Annotated in this window: 18 protein-coding genes; 14 read left to right on the top strand and 4 right to left on the bottom strand. The window is 65.7% G+C overall.

All coding sequences use genetic code 11. The annotated features are described in order from the left end of the window. Window positions 1–17 precede the first annotated feature (17 nt). From J2X62_RS04005 to J2X62_RS03965, 9 genes are all read left to right on the top strand, one after another. On the top strand, window positions 18–1,091 hold the full coding sequence (locus J2X62_RS04005) for an ABC transporter substrate-binding protein (protein WP_310177713.1): 1,074 nt from the start codon (window positions 18–20) through the stop codon (window positions 1,089–1,091). A 70-nt stretch (window positions 1,092–1,161) separates the two neighbouring features. After that, a complete protein-coding gene (locus J2X62_RS04000; protein ID WP_052054652.1) occupies window positions 1,162–3,033 on the top strand; it encodes a siderophore-interacting protein in 1,872 nt (623 codons plus the stop codon). A 133-nt stretch (window positions 3,034–3,166) separates the two neighbouring features. Further along, on the top strand, window positions 3,167–4,525 hold the full coding sequence (locus J2X62_RS03995; RefSeq protein ID WP_310177709.1) for a salicylate synthase: 1,359 nt from the start codon (window positions 3,167–3,169) through the stop codon (window positions 4,523–4,525). Further along, window positions 4,525–4,941 (top strand): aspartate 1-decarboxylase, encoded by a 417-nt coding sequence (gene panD / locus J2X62_RS03990; protein WP_032374025.1) that lies wholly within the window; start codon window positions 4,525–4,527, stop codon window positions 4,939–4,941. The genes J2X62_RS03995 and panD overlap by 1 nt, the downstream gene beginning before the upstream one ends. Further along, window positions 4,938–6,233, top strand: a complete 1,296-nt coding sequence (locus J2X62_RS03985; protein ID WP_310177707.1) for a SidA/IucD/PvdA family monooxygenase — start codon at window positions 4,938–4,940, stop codon at window positions 6,231–6,233. The genes panD and J2X62_RS03985 overlap by 4 nt, the downstream gene beginning before the upstream one ends. An 11-nt stretch (window positions 6,234–6,244) precedes the next feature. Beyond that, window positions 6,245–7,303, top strand: coding sequence for an iron chelate uptake ABC transporter family permease subunit (locus tag J2X62_RS03980; RefSeq protein ID WP_310179323.1), 1,059 nt, complete (start codon window positions 6,245–6,247; stop codon window positions 7,301–7,303). After that, window positions 7,300–8,361 carry a FecCD family ABC transporter permease gene (locus tag J2X62_RS03975; protein WP_371829095.1) on the top strand — a complete coding sequence of 354 codons (1,062 nt, stop codon included), beginning with the start codon at window positions 7,300–7,302 and terminating at the stop codon, window positions 8,359–8,361. The genes J2X62_RS03980 and J2X62_RS03975 overlap by 4 nt, the downstream gene beginning before the upstream one ends. Then, window positions 8,358–9,167, top strand: coding sequence for an ABC transporter ATP-binding protein (locus tag J2X62_RS03970; protein WP_027495821.1), 810 nt, complete (start codon window positions 8,358–8,360; stop codon window positions 9,165–9,167). The genes J2X62_RS03975 and J2X62_RS03970 overlap by 4 nt, the downstream gene beginning before the upstream one ends. 79 nt (window positions 9,168–9,246) lie before the next feature. Then, entirely contained in the window at window positions 9,247–10,140 is an 894-nt protein-coding gene (locus tag J2X62_RS03965; RefSeq protein WP_032367547.1) for a siderophore-interacting protein, read from the top strand. Here the strand turns inward: J2X62_RS03965 and J2X62_RS03960 are convergent. Beyond that, window positions 10,137–11,330, bottom strand: coding sequence for an FAD-dependent monooxygenase (locus J2X62_RS03960; RefSeq protein WP_094644430.1), 1,194 nt, complete (start codon window positions 11,328–11,330; stop codon window positions 10,137–10,139). The two genes, J2X62_RS03965 and J2X62_RS03960, sit on opposite strands and share 4 nt — an antisense overlap. Before the next feature lie 115 nt (window positions 11,331–11,445). On the opposite strand from J2X62_RS03960, the gene J2X62_RS03955 reads away from it, so the two are divergent. Genes J2X62_RS03955 through J2X62_RS03945 form a run of 3 tightly spaced genes read left to right on the top strand, consistent with a single transcriptional unit; the run spans window position 11,446 to window position 15,110 of the window. Continuing rightward, window positions 11,446–12,486, top strand: a complete 1,041-nt coding sequence (locus tag J2X62_RS03955) for an iron ABC transporter substrate-binding protein (protein WP_310177703.1) — start codon at window positions 11,446–11,448, stop codon at window positions 12,484–12,486. Window positions 12,487–12,495: 9 nt separating this feature from the next. Beyond that, window positions 12,496–14,058, top strand: a complete 1,563-nt coding sequence (locus J2X62_RS03950) for an iron ABC transporter permease (protein ID WP_283548487.1) — start codon at window positions 12,496–12,498, stop codon at window positions 14,056–14,058. Window positions 14,059–14,060: 2 nt separating this feature from the next. After that, on the top strand, window positions 14,061–15,110 hold the full coding sequence (locus J2X62_RS03945; RefSeq protein ID WP_256983390.1) for an ABC transporter ATP-binding protein: 1,050 nt from the start codon (window positions 14,061–14,063) through the stop codon (window positions 15,108–15,110). 51 nt (window positions 15,111–15,161) lie between these two features. Here J2X62_RS03945 and J2X62_RS03940 read toward each other — a convergent pair whose 3' ends face one another. Further along, window positions 15,162–16,565 (bottom strand): MDR family MFS transporter, encoded by a 1,404-nt coding sequence (locus J2X62_RS03940; RefSeq protein ID WP_310177699.1) that lies wholly within the window; start codon window positions 16,563–16,565, stop codon window positions 15,162–15,164. Window positions 16,566–16,628: 63 nt separating this feature from the next. On the opposite strand from J2X62_RS03940, the gene J2X62_RS03935 reads away from it, so the two are divergent. Both J2X62_RS03935 and J2X62_RS03930 read left to right on the top strand, forming a co-directional pair. Next, on the top strand, window positions 16,629–17,513 hold the full coding sequence (locus J2X62_RS03935; protein WP_094621728.1) for a phosphoribosylaminoimidazolesuccinocarboxamide synthase: 885 nt from the start codon (window positions 16,629–16,631) through the stop codon (window positions 17,511–17,513). Beyond that, window positions 17,510–19,639: a S9 family peptidase gene (locus J2X62_RS03930; protein ID WP_032367550.1), complete on the top strand. Its 2,130-nt coding sequence runs from the start codon at window positions 17,510–17,512 to the stop codon at window positions 19,637–19,639. The genes J2X62_RS03935 and J2X62_RS03930 overlap by 4 nt, the downstream gene beginning before the upstream one ends. 40 nt (window positions 19,640–19,679) lie before the next feature. On the opposite strand, the gene J2X62_RS03925 is transcribed toward J2X62_RS03930, so the two are convergent. Beyond that, entirely contained in the window at window positions 19,680–20,354 is a 675-nt protein-coding gene (locus J2X62_RS03925) for a response regulator (RefSeq protein WP_032374017.1), read from the bottom strand. Continuing rightward, entirely contained in the window at window positions 20,351–21,844 is a 1,494-nt protein-coding gene (locus tag J2X62_RS03920) for a sensor histidine kinase (RefSeq protein WP_310179320.1), read from the bottom strand. Before J2X62_RS03920 ends, J2X62_RS03925 begins: the two co-directional genes overlap by 4 nt. Window positions 21,845–21,913 lie beyond the last annotated feature (69 nt).

Genomic DNA, 21,913 nt, shown 5'->3' with positions numbered 1-21,913 from the left:
AGAGGTTCCGAGGAACGATGAAGGTTCGTACGAAGTGGATGAGGAGCGCCGCGTCGATCGCGCTCGCCGGAGGGCTGACCATCGCCCTCGCCGCCGGATGCAGCAGCGACACCGAGGAGACGCCTGCCGCCGACTCCACGACGTCTGCGCAGGAGTCCGCATTTCCGGTCACGATCGACTCGGCACTCGGATCCGCGACGATCCCCGAGGCGCCGAAGCGGATCGCCACCTGGGGTTGGTCGAACCAGGACGCGATTCTCGCCCTCGGCGTCGTACCCGTTGCGATGCCGACCTTCGACGGTGCCCAGTACGGTGCGGACGACCGCGGCGTTCTGCCGTGGGACGCGAAGGCTCTCGCCGACCTGGGCGGCGACGCGCCGACGCTGCTCTCCGGTGACGGCACCGGAGCGGTTCCGGTCGAGCAGTTCGCTGCCGCCGCACCGGATCTGATCTTCGCGCCGTACTCGGGGTTGAGCCAGGAGGAGTTCGACAAGCTCTCCGACATCGCGCCCGTCGTCGCGTACCCGGACAAGCAGTGGACCACGTCGTGGGAGGACCAGCTGACCATCGCGGGCAAGGCGCTGGGCAAGGAGAAGGAGGCCGCCGACCTGGTTTCCGGAGTCGAGGGCTCGATTGCCGATGCCGCGACGAAGTACTCTGCGCTGCAGGGCAAGACGGTCACCGTCGCGCTGCCCAACGCACCCGGCACCTTCGCCGTCAGCAAGGACAACGACGTACGAGTCGAGTTCCTCGAGCAGCTCGGTCTCGTCAACGAGCCCACCATCCAACAGGCCGACCCGGCCAAGGACCCCGACGCCGTGTACTTCGAGCTCAGCCTCGAACAGGCGTCGTTGCTGAAGTCCGATGTGCTGTTCGTCGTGGCGTACGACAAGGAATCTCTCGCCGGGTTCCTGGCCGAACCCGCCGTGGCCTCGCAGCCCGTACTTTCGCAGGGACGTACCGCCTCCACCGAGGCCCTCAGTGCCGACAAGAACTTCGCGTTCGGTGGCCTGACGGTGCTGACGATCCCGTACATCCTCGACGACGTGGCCTCGGCGCTGAACACTGCCGCCGAGAACGTTCAGGGCTGACAGCACTCGGGCGGCCCACTCGACGCGAGCACAGGCGTATTCACTTTCGAAGACAGGAGCGTGTTCCACCGTGGCAAGGTCCCATCGACTTCAGGTCGTCTTTCCCGAAGTCCTGCGCACGGCAACGGTGATCGAAACACGTCAGCTGGGTTCGGGTATGCGCCGAATCGTGTTGGGTGGGCCGCAGCTGCGCGAGTTCTCGCGCGGCGACTACCGGTTCCCGGCGTTGCGCAGCGAAGGATTCGACGACTTCGTTCGGTTGTTCTTCCCGGCGGAGACCGACGGCACGGTGGTGCTTCCGACCCAGCACGAGCGCACCGTCGAATGGCCGCGTGATCCGCGTCCGGTGACCCGCAACTACACCGTGCGCAGCGTCGATCCCGAGACCGCGCAGGTGACTCTCGACTTCGTCACCCACGACACCGGCATCGCGTCGACGTGGGGTCGGCGTTGCCGCGTCGGCGATTCCATCACCCTGCTCGGACCGGTGCGGTCGGGCCATGCTCCGGCCGATGTCGACTGGGTGTTGCTCGTCGGCGACGAGACCGCGTTACCTGCCATCGCTCGGTATCTCGAAGAGGCATTGCCGGGCCGGCGAATTCGGGTGTTCGTCGAGGTCGCCGACGTCGAGCGAGAGTTGCCGTTGCCGACGGCCGCCGACGCCGAGATCACGTGGGTCCACCGTGACGGCGTCACCGCCGGCACCGGCGACTTGCTCGACAGTGCGGTGCGGGCGGCACCCTGGTGGGACGGAACGGTGTTCGCCTGGGTGGCAGGGGAAGCGACCGCTCTCAAGGGAATCCGTCGGTATCTGCGCGAGGACCGCGGCCTGCCGCCGGAGATGGTCGACGTCACCGGGTACTGGCGTCGCGCCGAGGTTCTGACCCGCGCCGACGATCCCGAGGTGCCCGACCTCAGCGGCGGTGAGTCCGAGCCGTTCGACAGGCTCGCCGAACGTGCGGAAATACTGTCGCCCTTCGCTTTCAGGGCGGCCAACACGTTACGTATCCCGTTGCACGTGTCCCGAGGGGCGTGCTCCGTCGAATCGCTGGCGGAAGCCACCGAGACGGACGCGCGCGCCCTCGCGAAATTCGTGCGCTATCTGCGTGCCGTCGACGTCCTCGCCGAGAACTCCACCGGTGATCTGATTCTCGGCGATATCGGTGAGGCGATGCTCGGCGACGACTGGATCTCGCACTGGCTGGACCTGGACGGGATCGAGGCACGGGTGGAACTGTCGATCACGGGTCTGGTGGACAGCCTGCGGACCGGTACCGCCAGCGCGAGCCTGCTGACCGGCAACACGTTGACCGAAGACCTCGAGGCGTCCCCGCGGCTCGCCGAACTGCATCACAACCACATCGCCGACGAGGCCGCGTTCCTGGGCCCTGCTCTGGTGCAGGACTATTCGTTCGACGGGGTCTCGACCCTGTTGGTGGCGGGGGCAGGATCCGGAGTGGTGCTCGGTTCCGTTCTCTCCCGGTACGACGGAGTATCGGCGGGTGTGCTCGGGTTGCCCAGCGAACTCGACCTGATTCGACGCGACCTCGGGAAATGGCCCGAACTCGAAGGGCGCGTGGTTAATCACCCGCAGAGCGTGATGTCCGAGCCGCATGTGGAGCACGGGAACGGATTAGACGCGTATCTGTTGCTCGAGGTCACCGGACACTATCGAGACGACGATCTCGCACTGCTGTTGCGCAACGCGGCAACAGGATTGGCCGACAACGGAAAATTGGTGGTCGTCGAGCGACTGTCCAACGACGGGTCGTTCAACGAGGACCAGTCGGAATTCGATCTGCTGATGCTCTGCATGCACGGCAGCGGTGTACGAACGAAAGCCGAATTTGCCTGCGTAGCAGCCGATGCCGGCCTCGAGGTCGCGGCGTCGACGCTGGTCGGCTGGGGTATCTCGGTGCTCGATCTACGCCGTGTTCGCTGACACCGAGGAAGCCGTTGTGCTGCCGAGTCGGTTAGGTTAGCGTTCCCTATCGAAGGCGCGCGCCGATGCCGACCGCAGACGTTGCGCGCAATGCGCGGTCACGGACCGATTCACCGTCAGGAGTGCACACACAATGACCGTTGTCGAAGAAACGACGATGGACACGGCCGAGGGGACCGAACTGCAGCGGGGACTGCGTACGGTCGTCGCGTTGGCGGAGTCCGGATTGTTCGACGAGTACGTCGTGTACGAGGACCGGGGACGCTGGGTGTTCGCGGGCGGCGTGGTCGCTCGCATCGTGCTTCGGCCCCACCTCGTGACCACCACCTGGGGGGCCGGAGAACCGACCGAGCGGAGCTGGTCCGGTAACCCGGCAGCGGCTCTGAGCGAGGCGTGCACGGGCCTGACCCGAGAACAGTGGAACGCTTACGGATTCGTCGGTTTCGGGTTCGCGGAGCACCTGCACGACGTCGATCGGTCCACTGCCGCCGGGCGCGACGCCGACGACATCCTCGCGCACCTGGTGGTGCCCCGCGTCGAGGTCCGCTTCGGCCGCGAACACGATGCCGTCGAGGTGACCGGCAGCAACGAGGACCGCGCCTCGGTACTGGCCGCGCTCGACGCGATCGGCGGCGACGAGCTGCCGACCGTGCACGCTCTCGACGTCGGCGGAGATCTCGACGACTACCGCGGCCGCGTCGAACAGGCCGTAACGGAAATCCGACGGGGCGACTACGCCAAGGTCATTCTGTCCCGGAGCGTGCGTATCCCATTCGATCTCGACATGCCGGGCACCTACCGCGCCGGGCGTACGGCGAACACTCCGGCCCGCTCTTTTCTGCTGCATCTCGGCGATCTGCGTGCCGCAGGCTTCAGCCCGGAATTGGTCGCCTCCGTCGACGCACACGGGATCGTCACCACCGAGCCGCTCGCGGGAACGAGAGCGTTCGGACTCGGTTCCGATGCCGACTCGGCAGCGAAGTCCGATCTCGAACAGGATCCGAAAGAGATCACCGAACACGCTGTGTCCGTGCGTACCTCGTTCGAGGAACTCGAATCGATCGCCAGCCCGGGGTCGACGGCCGTCTCGGACTTCATGAGCGTGCGCGAACGGGGAAGTGTCCAACATCTCGCGTCCACCGTGCGCGCACGCCTGCGCGAGGACCTGTCCTGCTGGGATGCCTTCGGTGCCCTGTTTCCGGCCGTCACGGCGTCGGGGATCCCGAAGAAGGAGGCCATCGACGCCATCGGTCGGCTCGACGACTCACCACGCGGCCTGTACTCCGGTGCCGTCGTGAAGGCATCGTCCACGGGAGAATTCGAAGCAGCACTCGTGCTGCGCGCCGTCTACGAGCAGCAGGGTTCCGCATGGCTGCGTGCCGGAGCCGGCATCGTCGGCCAGTCCAAGCCCGAACGTGAATTCGACGAGACCTGCGAGAAGCTCGCCAGCGTTGCCCCATATCTCGTCCGCAAGAAGGAGAACGACGCCTGATGCACCGCACCATGCTGGGTGGAAAGATCCACCGTGCCACTGTCACTCACGCCGATCTGCACTACGTCGGGTCCATCACGATCGATTCGACTCTGATGCAGGCGGCCGATCTGATCGAGGGCGAACAGGTCCACGTCGTCGACATCACCAACGGCGCTCGCTTGGTCACCTACGTGATCGAAGGCCATCCGGGATCCGGCGTGATCGGAATCAACGGTGCCGCGGCCCATCTGGTGTCTCCGGGTGATCTGGTGATCATCATGTCGTTCCGTCAGGTCGAGAACGCCGAGCTGTCCACACACAGTCCCTCTGTGGTGCACGTCGACTCGGACAACAGCATCGTTGCCCTCGGAGTGGACCCTGCCGAACCGGTCCCCGGTGCGCTCGATCAGATGTCGGGGGCGAGCATCCGATGAGCCCGAGCGACGACTACAGCGGCGACCTCGACGGCGAATACGACATCGTCGGGGTCGGCTTCGGGCCCTCCAACCTCGGCTTGGCCATCGCGATCGAGGAACACAATCGACAGTGCGCGCCGGCCGAGCGACTGACGTCGTGCTTCCTCGAGTCGAAGGACGAGTTCGCCTGGCACCCCGGAATGTTGCTGCCGGGAACCACGATGCAGATCTCCTTCCTCAAAGACCTTGCCACCCAGCGCAATGCGAGCAGCGAGTACACGTTTCTGTCGTATCTCGCCGAACGGGGCCGGCTCAACCACTTCATCAATCTGCAGACGTTCTTCCCCAGCCGGCTCGAGTTCCACGACTACCTGTCCTGGGCTGCAGGCAAAGTCGACGCCGCGGTGCACTACGGCACGCGGGCGTCCGCGGTCGTCGACACCGGTGACGGTTACGGCGTCCGCACCGAGGGGCGACGCACCGGGACCGTCCGCGGCCGCAACATCGTGCTCGCCGGCGGCCTGACCGCGGCCCTGCCGGACGGAGTCAGCGCGTCGGCGCGGCAATTCCACAATCACGACCTGCTCGGCCACCTCGACCGGCTGCCGTCGCGCACTCACCGCACGTTCGTCGTCGTCGGTGCCGGGCAGAGCGCAGCCGAAGTGGTCGACTACCTGCATTCGACCTATCCGGACGCGTCCGTGCATGCGGTACTGCGCAAGTACGGGTACAGCCCGGCCGACGATAGCCCCTACGCCAACCGCATCTTCGATCCGACCGCCGTCGACGACTTCTACTCGTCCTCGCATTCCCTGCGCGATCAGCTGCTGCACTATCACCGCGGAACCAACTACTCCGCCGTCGACCTGCCCCTGATCGAGGAGCTGTACGCGCGCGAGTACGCCGAGCGGGTCAGCGGACAGCGCCGGCTGTTCGTGCACGGAGCCTCCCGACTGGCCGATGTCACGGAGGAGGCGTCGGGCGTGCGGGCATCGGTGGAACACGGGCCGACAGGACTGGCCGAGGACGTGCTGTGCGACGCTGTCGTCTATGCCACCGGCTTCACGTCACTCGATCTGCCCGACATCCTCGGGCCGTTGTTCGACGCCGTCGAATTCGATGCGCACGGTCCGCGCGTGACGCGGGACTACCGGCTCGTCACGCGTGGATCGACAGTGGGTTCGATCTACCTGCAGGGCGGCACCGAGCACACCCACGGTTTGACGTCCTCTCTGCTGTCCAACATCGCTGTGCGCAGCGGTGAGATCGTCAAGTCCGCGGTGGGTGCGAGGGTGCGTTCGGTGGTGTGAAACGGCGGGGTATCACTGCGGGCGACGAGCCGGAACAGAGCGATGTTCCGGCTCTCGTCGGTGGTCTGGCCCGAACCGATGCCGGCAGGACCGCCGGTCTGATTCTCGTCGTCGCCGTCCTCGCGATTCTGTGCCTGGTGAGTATCGCTGTGGGAGCCGAGAACATCGCTGTCGGTGACGTCTGGCACGCACTGTGGTCTTCGAACGGTTCCACCGACGCCGTGATCGTCCGTGAGCTCCGAGTTCCGCGGACCGTGCTCGGTGTGCTCGTCGGTACCGCGCTCGGCGTCGCGGGCGCGCTGATCCAGGCGATGACGCGCAACCCGTTGGCCGACCCGGGCATTCTGGGCGTCAATGCCGGAGCGGCACTCTTCGTCGCCTTCGCAGTCGGGGTGTTGGGCGTGACCGACGTTCGCTTCTATGTGTGGTTCGCGTTCGTCGGTGCCGTTCTCGCCACCGTCGCGGTGTACGCGCTGGGTTCGGTGGGACGAGCGGGTGCCACTCCGATTCGCTTGACGCTCTCCGGTATTGCCCTCGGTGCGGTGCTCGGCGGCGTCACCTCCGGGATGCTGCTGCTGGACCCGGACGCCTTCGCCAGGATGCGGTTCTGGGGCGCAGGCTCGTTGGCGGGTCGAGGCCTCGACATCGCGGCGGCGACCGGCCCGTTCGTCGTACTCGGACTGTGTCTTGCGGCGCTCGTCGCGCGTCCGCTCAATGCGATCGCACTGGGCGACGAGCTGGCCCGGTCGTTGGGAGCCAATGCGCTTCGGACGCGGACCGTCGGGGTCGTTGCGGTGACCCTGTTGGCCGGAGCAGCGACTGCGGCGGCGGGACCGGTCGGGTTCGTGGGGCTGATGGTGCCGCACATGGTGCGCTGGTTCGTCGGGCCGGACCAGCGTTGGATTCTGATCCACACCGTGTTCGCGGCACCGGCGCTGCTGTTGTTCGCCGACGTCGTCGGCCGAATCGTCATCGAGCCGGGGGAGTTGCAGGTCGGTATCGTCACCGCCTTCGTCGGGGCTCCCGTTCTGATCCTGTTGGTCCGCCGGAAGAGGGCGAGCGGGCTGTGATCCGGGCACCGCGCGCCGGGAACATCGACTTCGGCAGAAGGGTGTGGATCGTTCGCACAGTGCTGGGCGCACGAATCGACGTTCGTACGGTCCTCGTCTGCGCGGCCCTGCTGTTGCTGACAGCGGTTGTCGCCGTCCTCGCGATCGGCACCGGCGATTACCACGTTCCACCGGGCCAGGTGCTCGCGGCGGTGTTCGGCGACGCCCCGCGCATCACCGAGATCGTCGTCATGCAGTCGCGGTTCCCCCGGGTTGCCCTGGCATTCCTGTTCGGAGCTGCCCTGGGGGTGTCGGGTGCGATCTTTCAGTCGTTGACGCGAAATCCGTTGGGCAGCCCGGACATCATCGGCTTCTCGACCGGCGCGTACACCGGCGCTCTCGTCGTCATCCTGACGCTCGGCGGCGGTTACTATCGGACCGGAGCGGGCGCGCTCGTCGGGGGACTGGTGGCCGCCGCCGTGGTGTACGTGCTCGCCTACAAGCGCGGCGTGCAGGGCTTTCGATTGATCATCGTCGGTATCGCGGTCAGTGCCGTCCTGGCGTCCGTCAATACCTGGCTCGTGGTGAAAGCCGATGTCTCCGAGGCAATCGCAGCCGCCGTCTGGGGCGCGGGCACACTCAACGGGTTGGGGTGGCCGCAGGTGGTTCCCGTTCTCGTGGCCCTGGCTGTCGTCACCCCCGTGGCGGCGGCGCTGTCGACACGGCTACCGGTACTCGAGATGGGTGACGACGCGGCGAGAGCGCTCGGAATCCGCGTCGAGCCGACGCGTCTGATGCTGGTGATTCTCGGGGTCGCCCTCACGGCACTGGTCACGGCCGCAGCGGGGCCCATTTCGTTCGTTGCGCTCGCGGCACCGCAGTTGGCTCGGCGACTCACCGGTACCTCGTCGGTGGCGATGGTGCCGGCGGCGTGCATGGGCGCTCTGCTCCTGATCGTCAGTGACGTTGCAGCGCAACGAGTGTTCGCACCCACTCAGCTTCCGGTCGGCGTGGTGACGGTCTGTGTGGGCGGCGCGTACTTCGTCTGGTTGTTGGCACGAGAAGGGCGGAAGCAATGACGACGAGGCCACGCCTGTACGCGGACGGCATCACCGTTGGATACGACAAACGAATCATCAGCGAGAAGTTGACCGTCGACATTCCCGACGGCAAGTTCACCGTGATCGTCGGGCCGAACGCCTGCGGTAAATCGACACTGTTGCGCGCGTTGTCGCGGCTGCTGAAGCCGACCGGCGGCACGGTATTGCTCGACGGCAAGTCCATCTCGTCGTACCCGGCGAAGGAGGTCGCCCGCCGACTCGGGCTCCTGCCGCAAACCTCCATCGCGCCGGACGGCATCTCGGTGGCCGATCTCGTTGCGCGAGGCCGCTATCCGCATCAGAAGTTGATTCGGCAATGGTCCGTCGCGGACGAGGCCGCGGTGGTGGAGGCCATGACTGCGACCGGAGTGACGTCGCTGTCGGCCCGTCCGGTCGACGAGCTGTCCGGTGGACAGCGGCAAAGAGTTTGGGTGGCAATGGTTCTCGCGCAACAGACACCGCTGTTGCTCTTGGACGAGCCGACGACCTTTCTCGACATCGCGCACCAGATCGAACTTCTCGACCTGCTGGCCACGTTGAATCGGGACAACGGCAACACCCTCGTCGCGGTGTTGCACGATCTCAACCACGCATGTCGATACGCCGACCACATCATCGCGATGAAGGACGGCGCGGTGGTCACCGAGGGCCCACCGGCGGAGATCGTCACCGCCGACTTGGTGGAGGCGGTGTTCGGACTGCAGTGCCGCATCATCGACGATCCCGAATCGCACACTCCGTTGGTGATACCCAAGGTGGCCGCTGGCAGGCTAGGCAAGGCTTAGTTTAGAATCGAACAGAATTGCCGCCGAGTTAGCCTGAGGGTTCTCGCACAGTCGGACGAGAGATGTATCGAGGACGAAGATGACCGATCAGCAGCGTGGTTTCCACTACGCCGACGTCGTTGCGGTGGAGCAGCTCACCGTGCACATGGTGCGCGTCACCTTCGGCGGCGAGCACGTCGCCGGTTACCGCACGCTCGGGGCACCCGACGAGTGCGTCGGGGTCTACTTTCCGCGTGAAGGCGAGTCGGCACCGCCGCCGATGACCGAGGTCGACGGCCTGTGGTGGTTCCACGGCCTCGAGAACGCGCCGGAGGGCCGGAACTACACGATCCGACGCGTCGATCCCGACCGCGGCCAGTTGACCATCGACTTCTTCGCACACGAGGGTGGCGTCGCGGCCACCTGGGCCCAGCAGGCCGCCCCCGGTCAGACGGTGCTCTTCACCCGTCCGCGGTCGTGGTACTCACCGCCCGCCGACGTCGATTGGCTGCTGCTGGTGGCCGATATGACCGGAGTTCCAGCACTGGGTCGACTGGTCGAACAGTTGCCCGCAGGCACCCGCGCACACGCGATTGTCGAGGTACTCGAACGCGGTGACATCCAGACGTTCGAGACAGCCGCCGACGTGACATTCGATTGGCGTATCGGATCCGGAAACGGAGACAGCGCCAGCGTGCTCGACGACGCGGTGCTCGCCTACCCGCTACCCGAGGGGCGCGGCTACGTGTGGTTCGCCGCAGAGGCGTCGTCCTCGCGTCGGGTACGCAAGTACTTCCGCAAGGACTTGGGTTACGACAACAAGTATTTCGACATCATCGGCTACTGGCGCGCTGACTCGGAGAAGTGGCTCGAAAAGTACAAGCAGTACCAGGAGGAGGCGCTCGCGGTGTACAACGGCGTCATCGAATCCGGCCGCACCGAGCAGGAAGCCAGCGAGGCGTTCGACGCGCTGCTCGAGCGGGTCGGGCTCTAACGCCGAAATTCGTAGTCGGGCAATTCCAGCGTCGCCGCGTCGGGACCGAGGAATCTGCTCGTGACCGCCTGGACCGGCTTCGATCCGGCCAGGCGCAGCACGGTGCGAAAAGCAGCTACTCCCACAGTCGTTTTCGGATGCGCGACGCGAGGCACGCCGGGCGGAAGCTTCTGAGCCTGATTCACGAACGGACGCATGCGCGCCTCGAAGGCCTCGAACCCGGTGCGATGATCGCGCGCTCGGGCGAGTTCCCCGGCGAGCACGTAGGCCCCGGTGACCGACAACGTGGTGCCCATCCCGCTCAATGGTGTTGCGCACCAGGCGGCGTCGCCGAGCATGCCGATTCTCCCGTTCGACCAGCGCGGAGCCTTCACCTGCGCGAGGTAGTCGACGTAGAGTTCCGAGTCCGGACCGAGCGAGTCGAGAATTCGGGGCACTTCCCAACCGGCGTCGGCGAACTTCGCTCGCAAGGCGGCAACCACCTGTTCGGTGGACGCGCCCTCGTACCCGCCATCGTCGGACACCCAGGACAGGCTGAAACGCGTCGTGCCGAGGTTGTCCGGGCGCAGATTGGCGACCCTGGATCCGGCGGCGTTGTACCACCGCCACCAGCCGTCGTCACTCGGTCTCTTCGGCAAAACCCCGTAGGCGGTGTACAGGCCGACCGGCGTGGTCTCCGCCTCGGCAGGAAACGCCAGTTCTCTGCTACTGGAACGGATTCCGTCGGCGAACAGGACGAGGTCGAACCTTTCCGCTGCGTTCGACGCGAACGTGACATCGACGCCGTCGGCATCCTGAGCCACGTCGACGACGCGATCGCCGTACCGGTACTCGGTTCGCGGACCGGCTGATTCGACGAGAATCCGCGCGAACTCGCCGCGCAGAATCTCCATCTCCGCCGTCGGCCCGTCGTGTGATCCGTCTCCGGCCGGAAAGGCCGCGATGGTGGCGTCGGAATCGTCGACGAATCTGGTGCCCTTCTCGGTGGTGCCGTTGGCCAGCAGGGTCTGCTCCAGGCCCATGCGCCGCAGCACCTCGCGTCCACTACCGCGGACGTCGATGTTCTGGCCGCCCAGACGCAGCTGCGGACTGCGCTCGACGACGACGACGTCGTATCCCGCTCTGTCGAGCCAGTAGGCGACGGTGGGGCCGGCGATGCTGGCACCGGTGACGAGCACGCGTTCGGTCATCGGGCGGGAATGCCCGGGCTGCCGGTCGTTCAATCCGGGGGGAAAGTAGCTGAGCCTCACCTTGGTGGTGTACTTTCTCGAATTGTCCGTTTGACCCGTTTTCGTCAGGAGAACCGTGTTCACCGTTCGCCGTCTGGCGCTGCTCTCGTGCAGTGCAACCCTTGCCCTCGGTTTGGTCGCCTGCAGCTCTTCGGACTCCGGTGACACCACCTCCACCTCAGAGTCCGCCACCGCAGAGTCCGCCCTGGTGGTGTACTCCGGCCGCGGCGAAGAACTCGTCGACCCCCTGATCGAACGCATCGGCGGCGGCATCGAGGTCGATTACTCGGGCAACACCAACGCCCAGGCCGCGAAGATCCTCGAAGAGGGCGACGCGACGCCGGCCGACGTCTTCTACGGCCAGGATGCAGGTGCACTGGGGGCCCTCGACGAAGCAGGGGCGCTCGCACCGCTGCCCGAGGACATCCTCGCGCTCGTCCCCGAGCAGTACCGCGGCACCGACGGCACCTGGGTCGCCACGTCCGCACGGGCCCGCGTGCTGGCCTACAACTCCGATTCGGTACAGGCAGCAGACCTGCCCACCGGTATCGACGGACTGCTCGACCCACGCTGGCGCGGACAGATCGGCTACGCACCGACCAACGCGTCGTTCCAGGCGTTCGTCACCGCGCTGCGCGTGCAGCGCGGCGAGGAGGGTGCTCGCACCTGGCTCGAAGGATTCGTCGCCAACGAGCCGGTCGCGTTCGAGGGCAACGGTCCGCTGCTGACCGCCGTCAACGACGGGCAGGTCGCCACGGGACTGCTCAACCACTACTACTGGTACCCGTTCAAGGACGAGAACGGTGCCGACGCTCCCGTCGAGCTGCACTACTTCGAGCCCGGCGACCCCGGCGCATTGATCAACGTCGCCGGTGCCGGTGTGCTGGCGGCGTCGGACAACCAGGAAGCGGCATTCGATTTCGTGCGTGAGCTGCTCTCGACCGAATCGCAGACTTACTTCGCGAACGAGACCGCCGAATACCCCGTCATCGACGGCGTCACGTCCGACTACGACCTGCCGCCGCTGTCGGACCTGGGTTCGACCGACCTCGACCTGGGCCGGCTCTCGGCCCTCGAAGCCACGCAAACCCTGCTCACCGACGTCGGAATCATCTAGTCGGTGTTCGTGTCCGCACTCCAGCCGCTTCGGCGGCGCCACTTCGGCGGTCGTCCCGTTCTCGGGACGACCGCGTTGTGCGTGGGAGCGCTGACGCTGACACCCTTGGTGTACCTGTTCGTTCGAGCGTTCGACGGCGGAACCGAGAAGGTACTGCGGCTGCTCCTGCGGCAACGCACCCTCGACCTCGTTGTCCGGACGGCCACGCTCGCGCTCACCGTGGTGGTCGCCTCCGTCGTGGTGGGCACGCTGCTCGCCTGGTTGACCGTCCGAACCGATCTACCGGGTCGACGCATCTTCTCGATGATCCTCGCGGCACCGCTGGCCATCCCGTCGTACGTGTCCGGGTATCTGTGGATCGCTGAATTTCCCTCCCTTGCAGGATTTTCCGGTGCTGCGCTGGTGCTCACGTTGTCGTGCTTCCCGCTGGTGATGTTGCCGGTGTCCGCGGCGTTCGCCACCGCGGACCCGTCGTTGGCCGAGGTCTCGCGAACCCTCGGTCGAGGCGCTGTACGCACCGCGCTGACCGTCGAGTGCCGTCGCGTCGTTCCGGCTGCGGCAGCAGGCGCGTTGTTGGTGGCGCTGTACACCATCAGTGACTTCGGGGCGGTGGCACTGATGCGGTACGACGCCTTCACTCTGGGCATCTACAGCGCCTACCGCGGCGGGCTCGATCGCACCGCGGCCGCTGTTCTCGGGTTGGTCCTCGTGGTGGGCGCGTTGGTGTTGACCCTCCTCGAACGGCGTGCTCGACGCGGGGCCACGGCGCGCGTGGGATCGGGTACCGACCGGATGGCCGAGCCTGTGGTTCTTGGCCGGTGGCGCGTGCCTGCTCTGGCCGTTATCGTTGCAGCCCTCGGTGTTTCGGTGCTGGTACCGATTCTGGCCCTGGCGCGATGGCTCAGTCGATCGCTGCGCTTCACCGTCGACTGGGCGGACGTGCTGGCTGTCAGCGCCAAGACAGTTCAGTACTCGGCGACTGCTGCTCTGGTGGTAGCCGTGCTTGCGTTGCCGGTGGCGTTGTTCGCGGCCCGGTCCACGTCCCGCAGTGCGCGCACCGCCGAGTTGTCCACGTACATTGCGCACGGTCTCCCGGGTATCACCGTGGGACTGGCGACGGTGTTTCTCGGAATCAGATTTCTGCCGTCGTTCTATCAGACCGCGGTGCTGCTGGTGCTGGCGTACGTGGTGCTGTTCCTGCCGTTGGCCGTCGGCAGCACCCGATCGGTCGTCGACGCCACTCCGGTTGTGCTCGAGGATGTTTCACGGACCCTCGGTGCCGGGCGAGTGCGCACCGACCTGCGGGTGACGATTCCTGTCGCCGCGCCCGGCATCGCGGCCGGAGCCGCCCTGGTGTTCCTGACCGTCGCCAAGGAATTACCGGCGACGTTGATGCTGCGTCCCCGCGGTGTGGACACGCTCGCGACCACGCTGTGGTCCACCACCGAGGCATTCCGCTACGGCGAGGCAGCCCCTTACGCCCTCGCGTTGATCCTGATCTCTGTGGTCCCGACGATCGTCCTGACTCGGGCGCTGCGGCGTACGACGCGAAAGCGAGTGACACTGTCATGAGCATGGTGATGTCCGATCTCGTTGCCTCGTACGGCAGTACGACGGTGCTGCACGGAATCGATCTCGACCTCGGCGACGGTGAGATGCTCGCCGTTCTCGGACCCTCAGGCTGCGGCAAGACGACTCTGCTGCGATCGATCGCAGGCCTGCACCGTATCGACGCGGGCCGCATCACCGCCGACGGGCGCGACCTCTCCGTCGCCGGGCGTGTTCAGGTGCCACCGGAGAAGCGGGGAGTAGGCCTGATGCCGCAGGAAGGTGGACTGTTTCCACATCTGACGGTGCGCCGAAACATCGAATTCGGTTTGCGCACAGGGTTCGTGCGGCCGTACCTGTCGGGCCGAGCCGAACGGGCCCGACGCGTCGACGAGATGCTCGAGCTCGTCGGACTGCCCGACGCCGGTGCGGTTCGACCCAGCGAACTCTCGGGCGGGCAGCAGCAGCGGATCGCGTTGGCGCGCGCGTTGGCCCCGGCTCCGTCGGTGGTGTTGATGGACGAGCCGTTCGCTGCTCTCGATGCAGGTCTGCGGACCTCGATTCGGCAGGACGTGCGAGAGTTGTTGCTCACCAGCAAGACCGCGTCGATTCTCGTCACCCACGATCGGGCCGAGGCTCTGGGCACCGCGGATCGGGTTGCGGTTCTGCTGGGCGGGCGCTGTGCGCAGGTCGATACGCCGCGTGCACTGTACGAGCGGCCCACCACGCCGGCTGTGGCGAGCTTCGTCGGCGACGCCTATTACGTCGACGCTGCCGCGCGCGACGGTTGGGTCGACACCGTTCTCGGTCGTCTCGAATCCACCACCAGGGCAACGGGTATGGGGCAGGTCTTGCTCCGGCCCGAACAGTTGGTGGTCTCGGAGCGCGAGGACGGCGAATTTCTCGTCGAACACGAAGTGTTCACCGGCCCCGAATGCTCGGTCACTGTGCGACACCGCGATACCGGGCTCCGGCTGCGCGTCGTCGCTCGGGCCTGCGACCGATTCGCTCCCGGTACAGCCGTGAAGGTCTCGGTGACCTCACCGGTGCACTGGTTTCCGCGTTCGGTGCGTTGATGCCGTGACGCAGGGTTCCGGTCGCGGTACGCGGCGGGACCAGTGGGCGAGTTATCGGGCCGTGCGCCTGGGCATGAACACCGCAGCGACAGTCATCAGGACGGCGGCGACCAGCACTCCGATGAAGACCAGATGGATGGCGTCGGACAGTTGTTCGGGTTCTGGATCTCCGGACACACGGGCGTTGACGATGGCACCGAACACCGCGACGCCGACGGCGCTACCGAGTGAACGGGCGAACATGTTGGTGGAGGTGACGACGCCGCGTTCGGGCCACTCGACGCTCGACTGTGCGGCGATCAAGGTGGGGCTCGCGATCAACCCCATGCCGAGGCCGATGACGAAGCACATCGCCGCGACGTGCCAGATCTGCGAATCGGCGTCGAGCAGAGTCGTCAGTGCCGTACCCACGATCCCGATCGAACCGCCGACCACTGCCGTCGTGCGGAAGCCGAAGCGCAGGTACACCCGCCCGGACTGGGATGCCGCGATCGGCCAGCCGAGGGTCAGCGTGGACAGCGAGAAGCCGGCGATGATGGCTCCGGTGCCGAACACGCCCTGTACGAAGGTCGGGACGTAGGACGTCAGTCCCAGGATCAATGCGCCGACGAGCAACGAGATGAAGCTGCTGACCACAAGCACCCGCCGGGTGAACACCCACAGCGGCAGGATCGGCTCCTCGGCGCGGGACTCGACCCATGCGAACACCGCCAGCAGTAGGAAGCCCACGACGAAGATCGCGATGCTGATCGGCGAACCCCAGGCCCAGGACTGGCCGCCTTCGAGCAGGCCGAGGAGCACCATCGTCGCGCCGACGGTGAGCAGAGCGGCACCGAGGTAATCGATCTTCGGCTTGGCGCGTTCGACAGCGCCTTCCTCGAACTTGCGCAGCAACATGAACGCCGCCACCGCGCACAGCGGAATGTTGATGAAAAAGATCCACCGCCACGACAGGTACTCGGAGAAGACGCCACCGAGGGCGGGGCCGAGCACCGAAGAGATCGCCCACACGCTGGCCAGGTAGCCCTGCACCTTGGCGCGCTCGGGCAGCGTGTAGATGTCGCCCGCGATGGTGATGGACATCGGCTGGACGGCACCCGCGCCGAGTCCCTGAATCGCGCGGAAAGCAATCAGAGCAGGCATGCTCCACGCCAGGCCGCACAGAATCGAGCCCAGGCAGAACACCGCGATGCCGAACACCATGATCTTCTTGCGCCCGAACAGATCGGACAATTTGCCGTAGAGCGGCACCGAGACAGCCTGTGCCAGCAGGTAGATCGAGAACAACCACGGGAACTGCGCAAACCCGCCGAGGTCGCCGACGATGGTGAGCACCGCAGTGGCGATGATCGTCGCGTCCAGCGCAACCAGCGACGAGCTGAGCATCAGCGCGATCAGGATGGGACCGCGTTCGGAGCGGAATCCGATGTCCGGGGTCGATTCGGTCGTTGCCATTGCTACTCATTGTGATCCCTGCCCGCCGACGTGGCGGCACCGGCCCAGATAGTGTTGAGCCTCGTGCGACCATCACTGAGTAGCTACGAGCATCTGGCCGGCGGCAAGGTCCGCGATCTGTACACGATCGACGACGCGCATCTGCTGCTCGTCGCGAGCGATCGAATCTCGGCCTACGACCACATCCTCGACACCCCGATCCCGGACAAGGGACGTGTGTTGACGGCGATGAGCGTGTTCTTCTTCGAGGAGCTCGGCGGCGTCAATCACCTGGCCGGTGATCCGCTCGACGAACGCATCCCCGCCGAACTGATCGGCCGCGCCCTGGTGGTGAAGAAGCTGAACATGGTGCCGATCGAGTGCGTTGCTCGCGGCTATCTCACCGGATCCGGGTTGGCGGATTACAACGCGACCGGTGCCGTGTGCGGCGTCGAACTGCCGCCCGGCCTGATCGAATCGAGCAAACTCGACGAGGTCATCTTCACTCCTGCCGCCAAGGCCGAACTGGGCGAGCACGACGAGAACATCACGTTCGACCAGGCCGTCGAACTGGTTGGTGCCGAGCTGGCCTTCAAACTCCGCGAAGACACCATCGAGATCTATTCGCGTGCAGCCAACTTCGCTCTGGAACGCGGAATCATTCTCGCGGACACCAAGTTCGAGTTCGGGACCGATGCCGACGGCAACCTCGTTCTCGCCGACGAGGTGCTCACCCCCGATTCCTCGCGCTACTGGCCTGCCGATTCGTACGAAGAGGGTCGCGTTCAGCCCAGTTTCGACAAGCAGTTCGTTCGCGACTGGCTGACCGGCGAATCCGGCTGGGACCGAGCGTCCGACACCCCACCGCCACCGTTGCCCGACGACGTCGTCGCCGCAACGCGCAGCCGCTACATCGAGGCCTACGAGCGCATCTCGGGCCTGAACTTCGACGATTGGGTCACGCCATGACGATCACCCCTCCCATTGCCAAGAAGGTGCCGCAGGGGCGCACCCATCACGGCGACACGTTCATCGACAACTACGAGTGGTTGCGCGCCAAGGAAGACCCCGAGGTGATCGCCTACCTCGAAGCCGAGAACGCGTACACCGAGCAGCAGACGGCCGGACTGGAAGCACTCCGCGGCAAGATCTTCGACGAGATCAAATCGCGCACCCAGGAGACCGACCTGTCCGTGCCGACGCGCATGGGCCAGTGGTGGTATTACTCGCGCACCGTCGAGGGTAAGTCGTACGGCCTCCAATGCCGTTGCCCCGTCGACTCTCCCGACGACTGGACACCGCCGACGCTGTCTTCCGACGTGGACGTGCCGGGGGAGCAGATCCTGCTCGACGCCAACGTCGAGGCGGAGGGTCACGACTTCTTCTCGCTCGGGGCATTCTCGATCAGCCTCGACGGCACGTTGCTGGCGTATTCCACCGACACCGAGGGCGACGAGCGGTACACGCTGCGTTTCAAGAACCTCGAGACCGGTGAACTGCTCGCCGACACCATCGAGAACGTCGCGCCGGGTGCCACCTGGACCGCCGACGCCACGCATGTCTTTTACCTGACGGTCGACGAGTCCTGGCGTCCCGACACCGTCTGGCGGCACACCCTCGGTAAGGCCGAGGACGTCAAGGTCTTCCACGAGCCCGACGAGAGCTACTGGGTCGGATTCGGTTCCACCCGTAGCGAGAAGTACCTGATGATCTGGGTCGGCTCGAAGATCACCTCCGAGTGCCTCGTCCTCGAATCCACCGATCCCGAGGGCGAATTCCGCGTCGTGCTGCCGCGCACGGACGGCATCGAGTACAGCATCGAACACGCCGTCGTGGCCGGTGAGGATCGCTTCCTGATCACCCACAACGGCTCGGTCAACGGCTGGGGCACCGAGGGGGAGAAGGCCGAGAACTTCCTGCTCGCCGAGGCCCCGGTCAGCGATCCACTCGATCAGCGCATTCTGGTTCCGCATCAGAGCGACGTCCGAGTCGAGGACATCGACGCCTTCGCCGGCCACCTGATCTTCACCTACCGCCGAGAAGCGTTGACCCGCATGGCAATCTGGCCGCTGACCGACGAGGGATACGGCGAATACCGCGAGCTCGAGTTCGACGAGGAGCTCTATTCGGTCGGAGCCGGCTCGAACCCGGAGTGGGACCAGCCCCTGCTGAGGATGGTCTACACCTCCTTCATCACGCCCGGTCAGGTCTACGACCTGGATATCGCGAGCGGGGAATTGCTGCTCCGCAAATCGCAGCCGGTTCTCGGTGAGTTCGACGCCGGCGACTATGTGCAGCACCGAGAGTGGGCGACCGCGCCGGACGGAACACAGATTCCGCTGTCGGTCATCGCTCGCAAGGACGTCCCCGAGGGGCCTGCTCCCACGCTGCTGTACGGCTACGGATCGTACGAGGCATCGATGGACCCGTCGTTCTCGGTAGCGCGTCTGTCCCTGCTCGACCGCGGCATCGTCTTCGTCGTCGCACACGTGCGCGGCGGCGGTGAGATGGGTAGGCACTGGTACGACCAGGGCAAGACACTGCAGAAGAAGAACACGTTCACCGACTTCATCGCTGCCGCACAGCATCTGATCGACACCGGCCGTACCTCACCGAAGCATCTGGTCGCCGACGGCGGCAGCGCAGGTGGTCTGCTGATGGGTGCGGTGGCCAACCTCGCACCCGAGCTGTTCAACGGCATCCTGGCCAACGTTCCGTTCGTCGACCCACTCACCTCCATCCTCGACCCGTCGCTGCCGTTGACGGTGATCGAATGGGACGAGTGGGGAAACCCGTTGGCGGACAAGGAGGTGTACGACTACATGAAGTCGTACAGCCCCTACGAGAACGTCGAGGCCAAGGACTACCCGTCGATCCTCGCGATCACGTCCATCAACGACACCCGCGTCCTGTACGTCGAACCGGCCAAATGGGTTGCGGCCCTGCGTGCCACGAAGACCGGGGACTCGGACCTGCTGCTCAAGACCGAAATGAGCGCCGGACACGGCGGAGTCAGCGGACGCTACGAGAAATGGAAAGAAGCGGCTTTCGAGTACGCGTGGATCGTGAGTGCGGCTGGCGCCGCAGTGGAGTGATCAAGCGCCCCAGGGGGCACTCAACCACACCACTGGCGCGTCAGCGCCACACATAGCGGACCTGCGGTCGCCCGGCTTTGCCGTATTCGGTGTGCCGGGTGACCAGGCCGTCGTCGGCCAGTCGTTCGAGGTAGCGCCAGGCCGTCACCCGGGATACGCCGACAACCTTGGCCGCCTCGGAGGCGTTGAGGCCGTCGACGGATTCCTTGACGCTGGCGGTGATGCCGTCCATCGTCTGTGGGGCAATGCCTTTGGGGGTGGAGACGCGTTCGTCGGCCGTGCGCAGGTGTGCCATCGCACGGTCGATGTCTCGCTGACTGGACGCGTTCTCGCCGGCGGGTAATGCATCGTGGAATTCGCGATAGCGCTCGAGCTTGTCTCGGAACGCAGCGAACGTGAACGGTTTGAGCAGATACAGCACGATGCCGTGCGCCACTGCCGAACGCACCACCGACAGATCACGTTCGGAGGTGATGGCAATGACGTCGGGGCTCGGACGCAGACCGCCGAGCGCCGCGGCGACGTCGATGCCACTGGCGTCGGGCAGGCCGATGTCCAGCAACACCAGATCGACGGGTTCGGTGCTGGCGAATCGCATGGCCGCAGCGCCGGTGTGCGCGACGCCGGCCACGTCGAAACCGGGCGTCCGCTCGACGTACGTCTTGTGGGCCTCGGCGATGAGCGGTTCGTCGTCGACGATCAGTACGCGGATCACGACGTCGCCCCCGGAATGGTCGCAACCAACACCGACCCGTACGTCACTTCCGAGGTCAACGTGCCACCGTGCCGCGTGATCACCTGCGTCACCAACGCGAGGCCGAGTCCGCGAGATCCGGATTTGGTCGAATATCCGCGCAGGAGAGCAGCTTTCAAGGTTTCCGGTGGCATGCCGGGACCACTGTCGGCCACCCGGACGACGAGTTCACCGTCGGCGTCGCGGACCGTCACTTCGACCCACGGCTGGTCGGATTCTTTCGAGGCATCGATCGCATTGTCTATCAGATTGCCGACCAGCGTCACCAATTCGCGAGCAGTCAGAACCCCTTCGTGTTCCATCGCCGTGTCGTCGGTGATCGTCAGCTCGACGCCCTGTTCGGCAGCCTGGCTGACCTTGCCGAGCAACAGCGCCGCGAGCGCAGGCTCGCCGACCGCGTTCATCAACCGGTCGATGAGCGTCTGGGAGAGTTCGAGATCGGCCGTCGCGAATTCGACGGCTTCTTCGGGCCGACCGAGCTCGACCATCGTGATGACCGTGTGCAATCGATTCGCCGCCTCGTGCGCCTGCGAGCGCAGTGACTCCGCGAAACTGCGCACCGAATCCAATTCGCCCATCAACGAACGCAACTCGGTCTGATCGCGAATCGTCAGGACGTTACCCAGGCGTTTGCCCTCCCACATGACCGGATCCTGGTTGACGACGAGTACACGATCTTTCGTCAGGTGCAGCTCACCGCGGACGATCCCGGTGTCCATCTGTTGCATCGACTCCGGCAACGACGTCAGCGACACCGGCCCGTCCGGTAGGTCGAGAAGGCGTCGGGCCTCGTCGTTGACCAACTCCGCCTCGTCGCTGCGTCCGAACACCAACAGGCCCTCGCCGATGGAATGCAGAACGGCGTCGTGATGCTCGTACATCGTCCGCAATTCGGCCGGAGCCATTCCCAATGTCTGACGCCGTAGCCGGCGGCTGAGCAGCGTCGAACCGGCCGCAGCGACGACGAAGGCCGCGAGCACGACGGCGAGGATCAACGGCAGGCCTTGCAGGAACTGATCGCTGATCTTCTGGCGGGTGACTCCAGCGGACACGAGACCGACGATCTCGCCGTCGGTATCGGTGACGGGTGTGACCGCCCTGATGGACGGGCCGAGAGAGCCCACGTACGTCTCGGTGAACGTCTCACCGAGCAGTGCGCGATCGATGTTGCCGCTGAACGGTTTACCGATCAGGTCGACGGTGGTGTGCGTGAAGCGGGTGCGATCGGGAGCCATGACGACGATGAAGTCGACCCCGGTGACCTGCCTGATCTTCTCCGTTTCCGGCTGCAGACGAGACGTCGGGTCTTCGGATTCGATGGCCAGCGGCGTCGACGGTTCGTTGGCGATACTCACCGCGATCGCCGTCACCTCACGTCGGGTGGCGTCGTCGCTGTTGGACCTCTCGTTGAGGATCGTCAGTATCCCGCCGGCGAGAACGACGACGGCCATGACGACCAGTTGCAGGACCAATACCTGCCCCGCCACGCTCAGCGGCCGCTTCGAGGACAACACATTCCT

This window comes from Rhodococcus sp. 3258 (assembly GCF_031456475.1).
In the GTDB taxonomy this organism is placed as follows: Bacteria; Actinomycetota; Actinomycetes; order Mycobacteriales; family Mycobacteriaceae; genus Rhodococcoides; species Rhodococcoides fascians.
This window is presented reverse-complemented; position numbering and strand designations above follow the sequence as displayed.

Bases quoted from the DNA above. Each gene is read 5' to 3' on its own strand.
- J2X62_RS03960 (WP_094644430.1), bottom strand. From the start codon at position 11,330: ATGACCGAACGCGTGCTCGTCACCGGTGCCAGCATCGCCGGCCCCACC.
- J2X62_RS03995 (WP_310177709.1), top strand. From the start codon at position 3,167: ATGACCGTTGTCGAAGAAACGACGATGGACACGGCCGAGGGGACCGAA.
- J2X62_RS03930 (WP_032367550.1), top strand. From the start codon at position 17,510: ATGACGATCACCCCTCCCATTGCCAAGAAGGTGCCGCAGGGGCGCACC.
- J2X62_RS04005 (WP_310177713.1), top strand. From the start codon at position 18: ATGAAGGTTCGTACGAAGTGGATGAGGAGCGCCGCGTCGATCGCGCTC.
- J2X62_RS03945 (WP_256983390.1), top strand. From the start codon at position 14,061: ATGGTGATGTCCGATCTCGTTGCCTCGTACGGCAGTACGACGGTGCTG.
- J2X62_RS03970 (WP_027495821.1), top strand. From the start codon at position 8,358: ATGACGACGAGGCCACGCCTGTACGCGGACGGCATCACCGTTGGATAC.
- J2X62_RS03920 (WP_310179320.1), bottom strand. From the start codon at position 21,844: ATGGCCGTCGTCGTTCTCGCCGGCGGGATACTGACGATCCTCAACGAG.
- J2X62_RS03940 (WP_310177699.1), bottom strand. From the start codon at position 16,565: ATGGCAACGACCGAATCGACCCCGGACATCGGATTCCGCTCCGAACGC.
- J2X62_RS03965 (WP_032367547.1), top strand. From the start codon at position 9,247: ATGACCGATCAGCAGCGTGGTTTCCACTACGCCGACGTCGTTGCGGTG.
- panD (WP_032374025.1), top strand. From the start codon at position 4,525: ATGCACCGCACCATGCTGGGTGGAAAGATCCACCGTGCCACTGTCACT.
- J2X62_RS03985 (WP_310177707.1), top strand. From the start codon at position 4,938: ATGAGCCCGAGCGACGACTACAGCGGCGACCTCGACGGCGAATACGAC.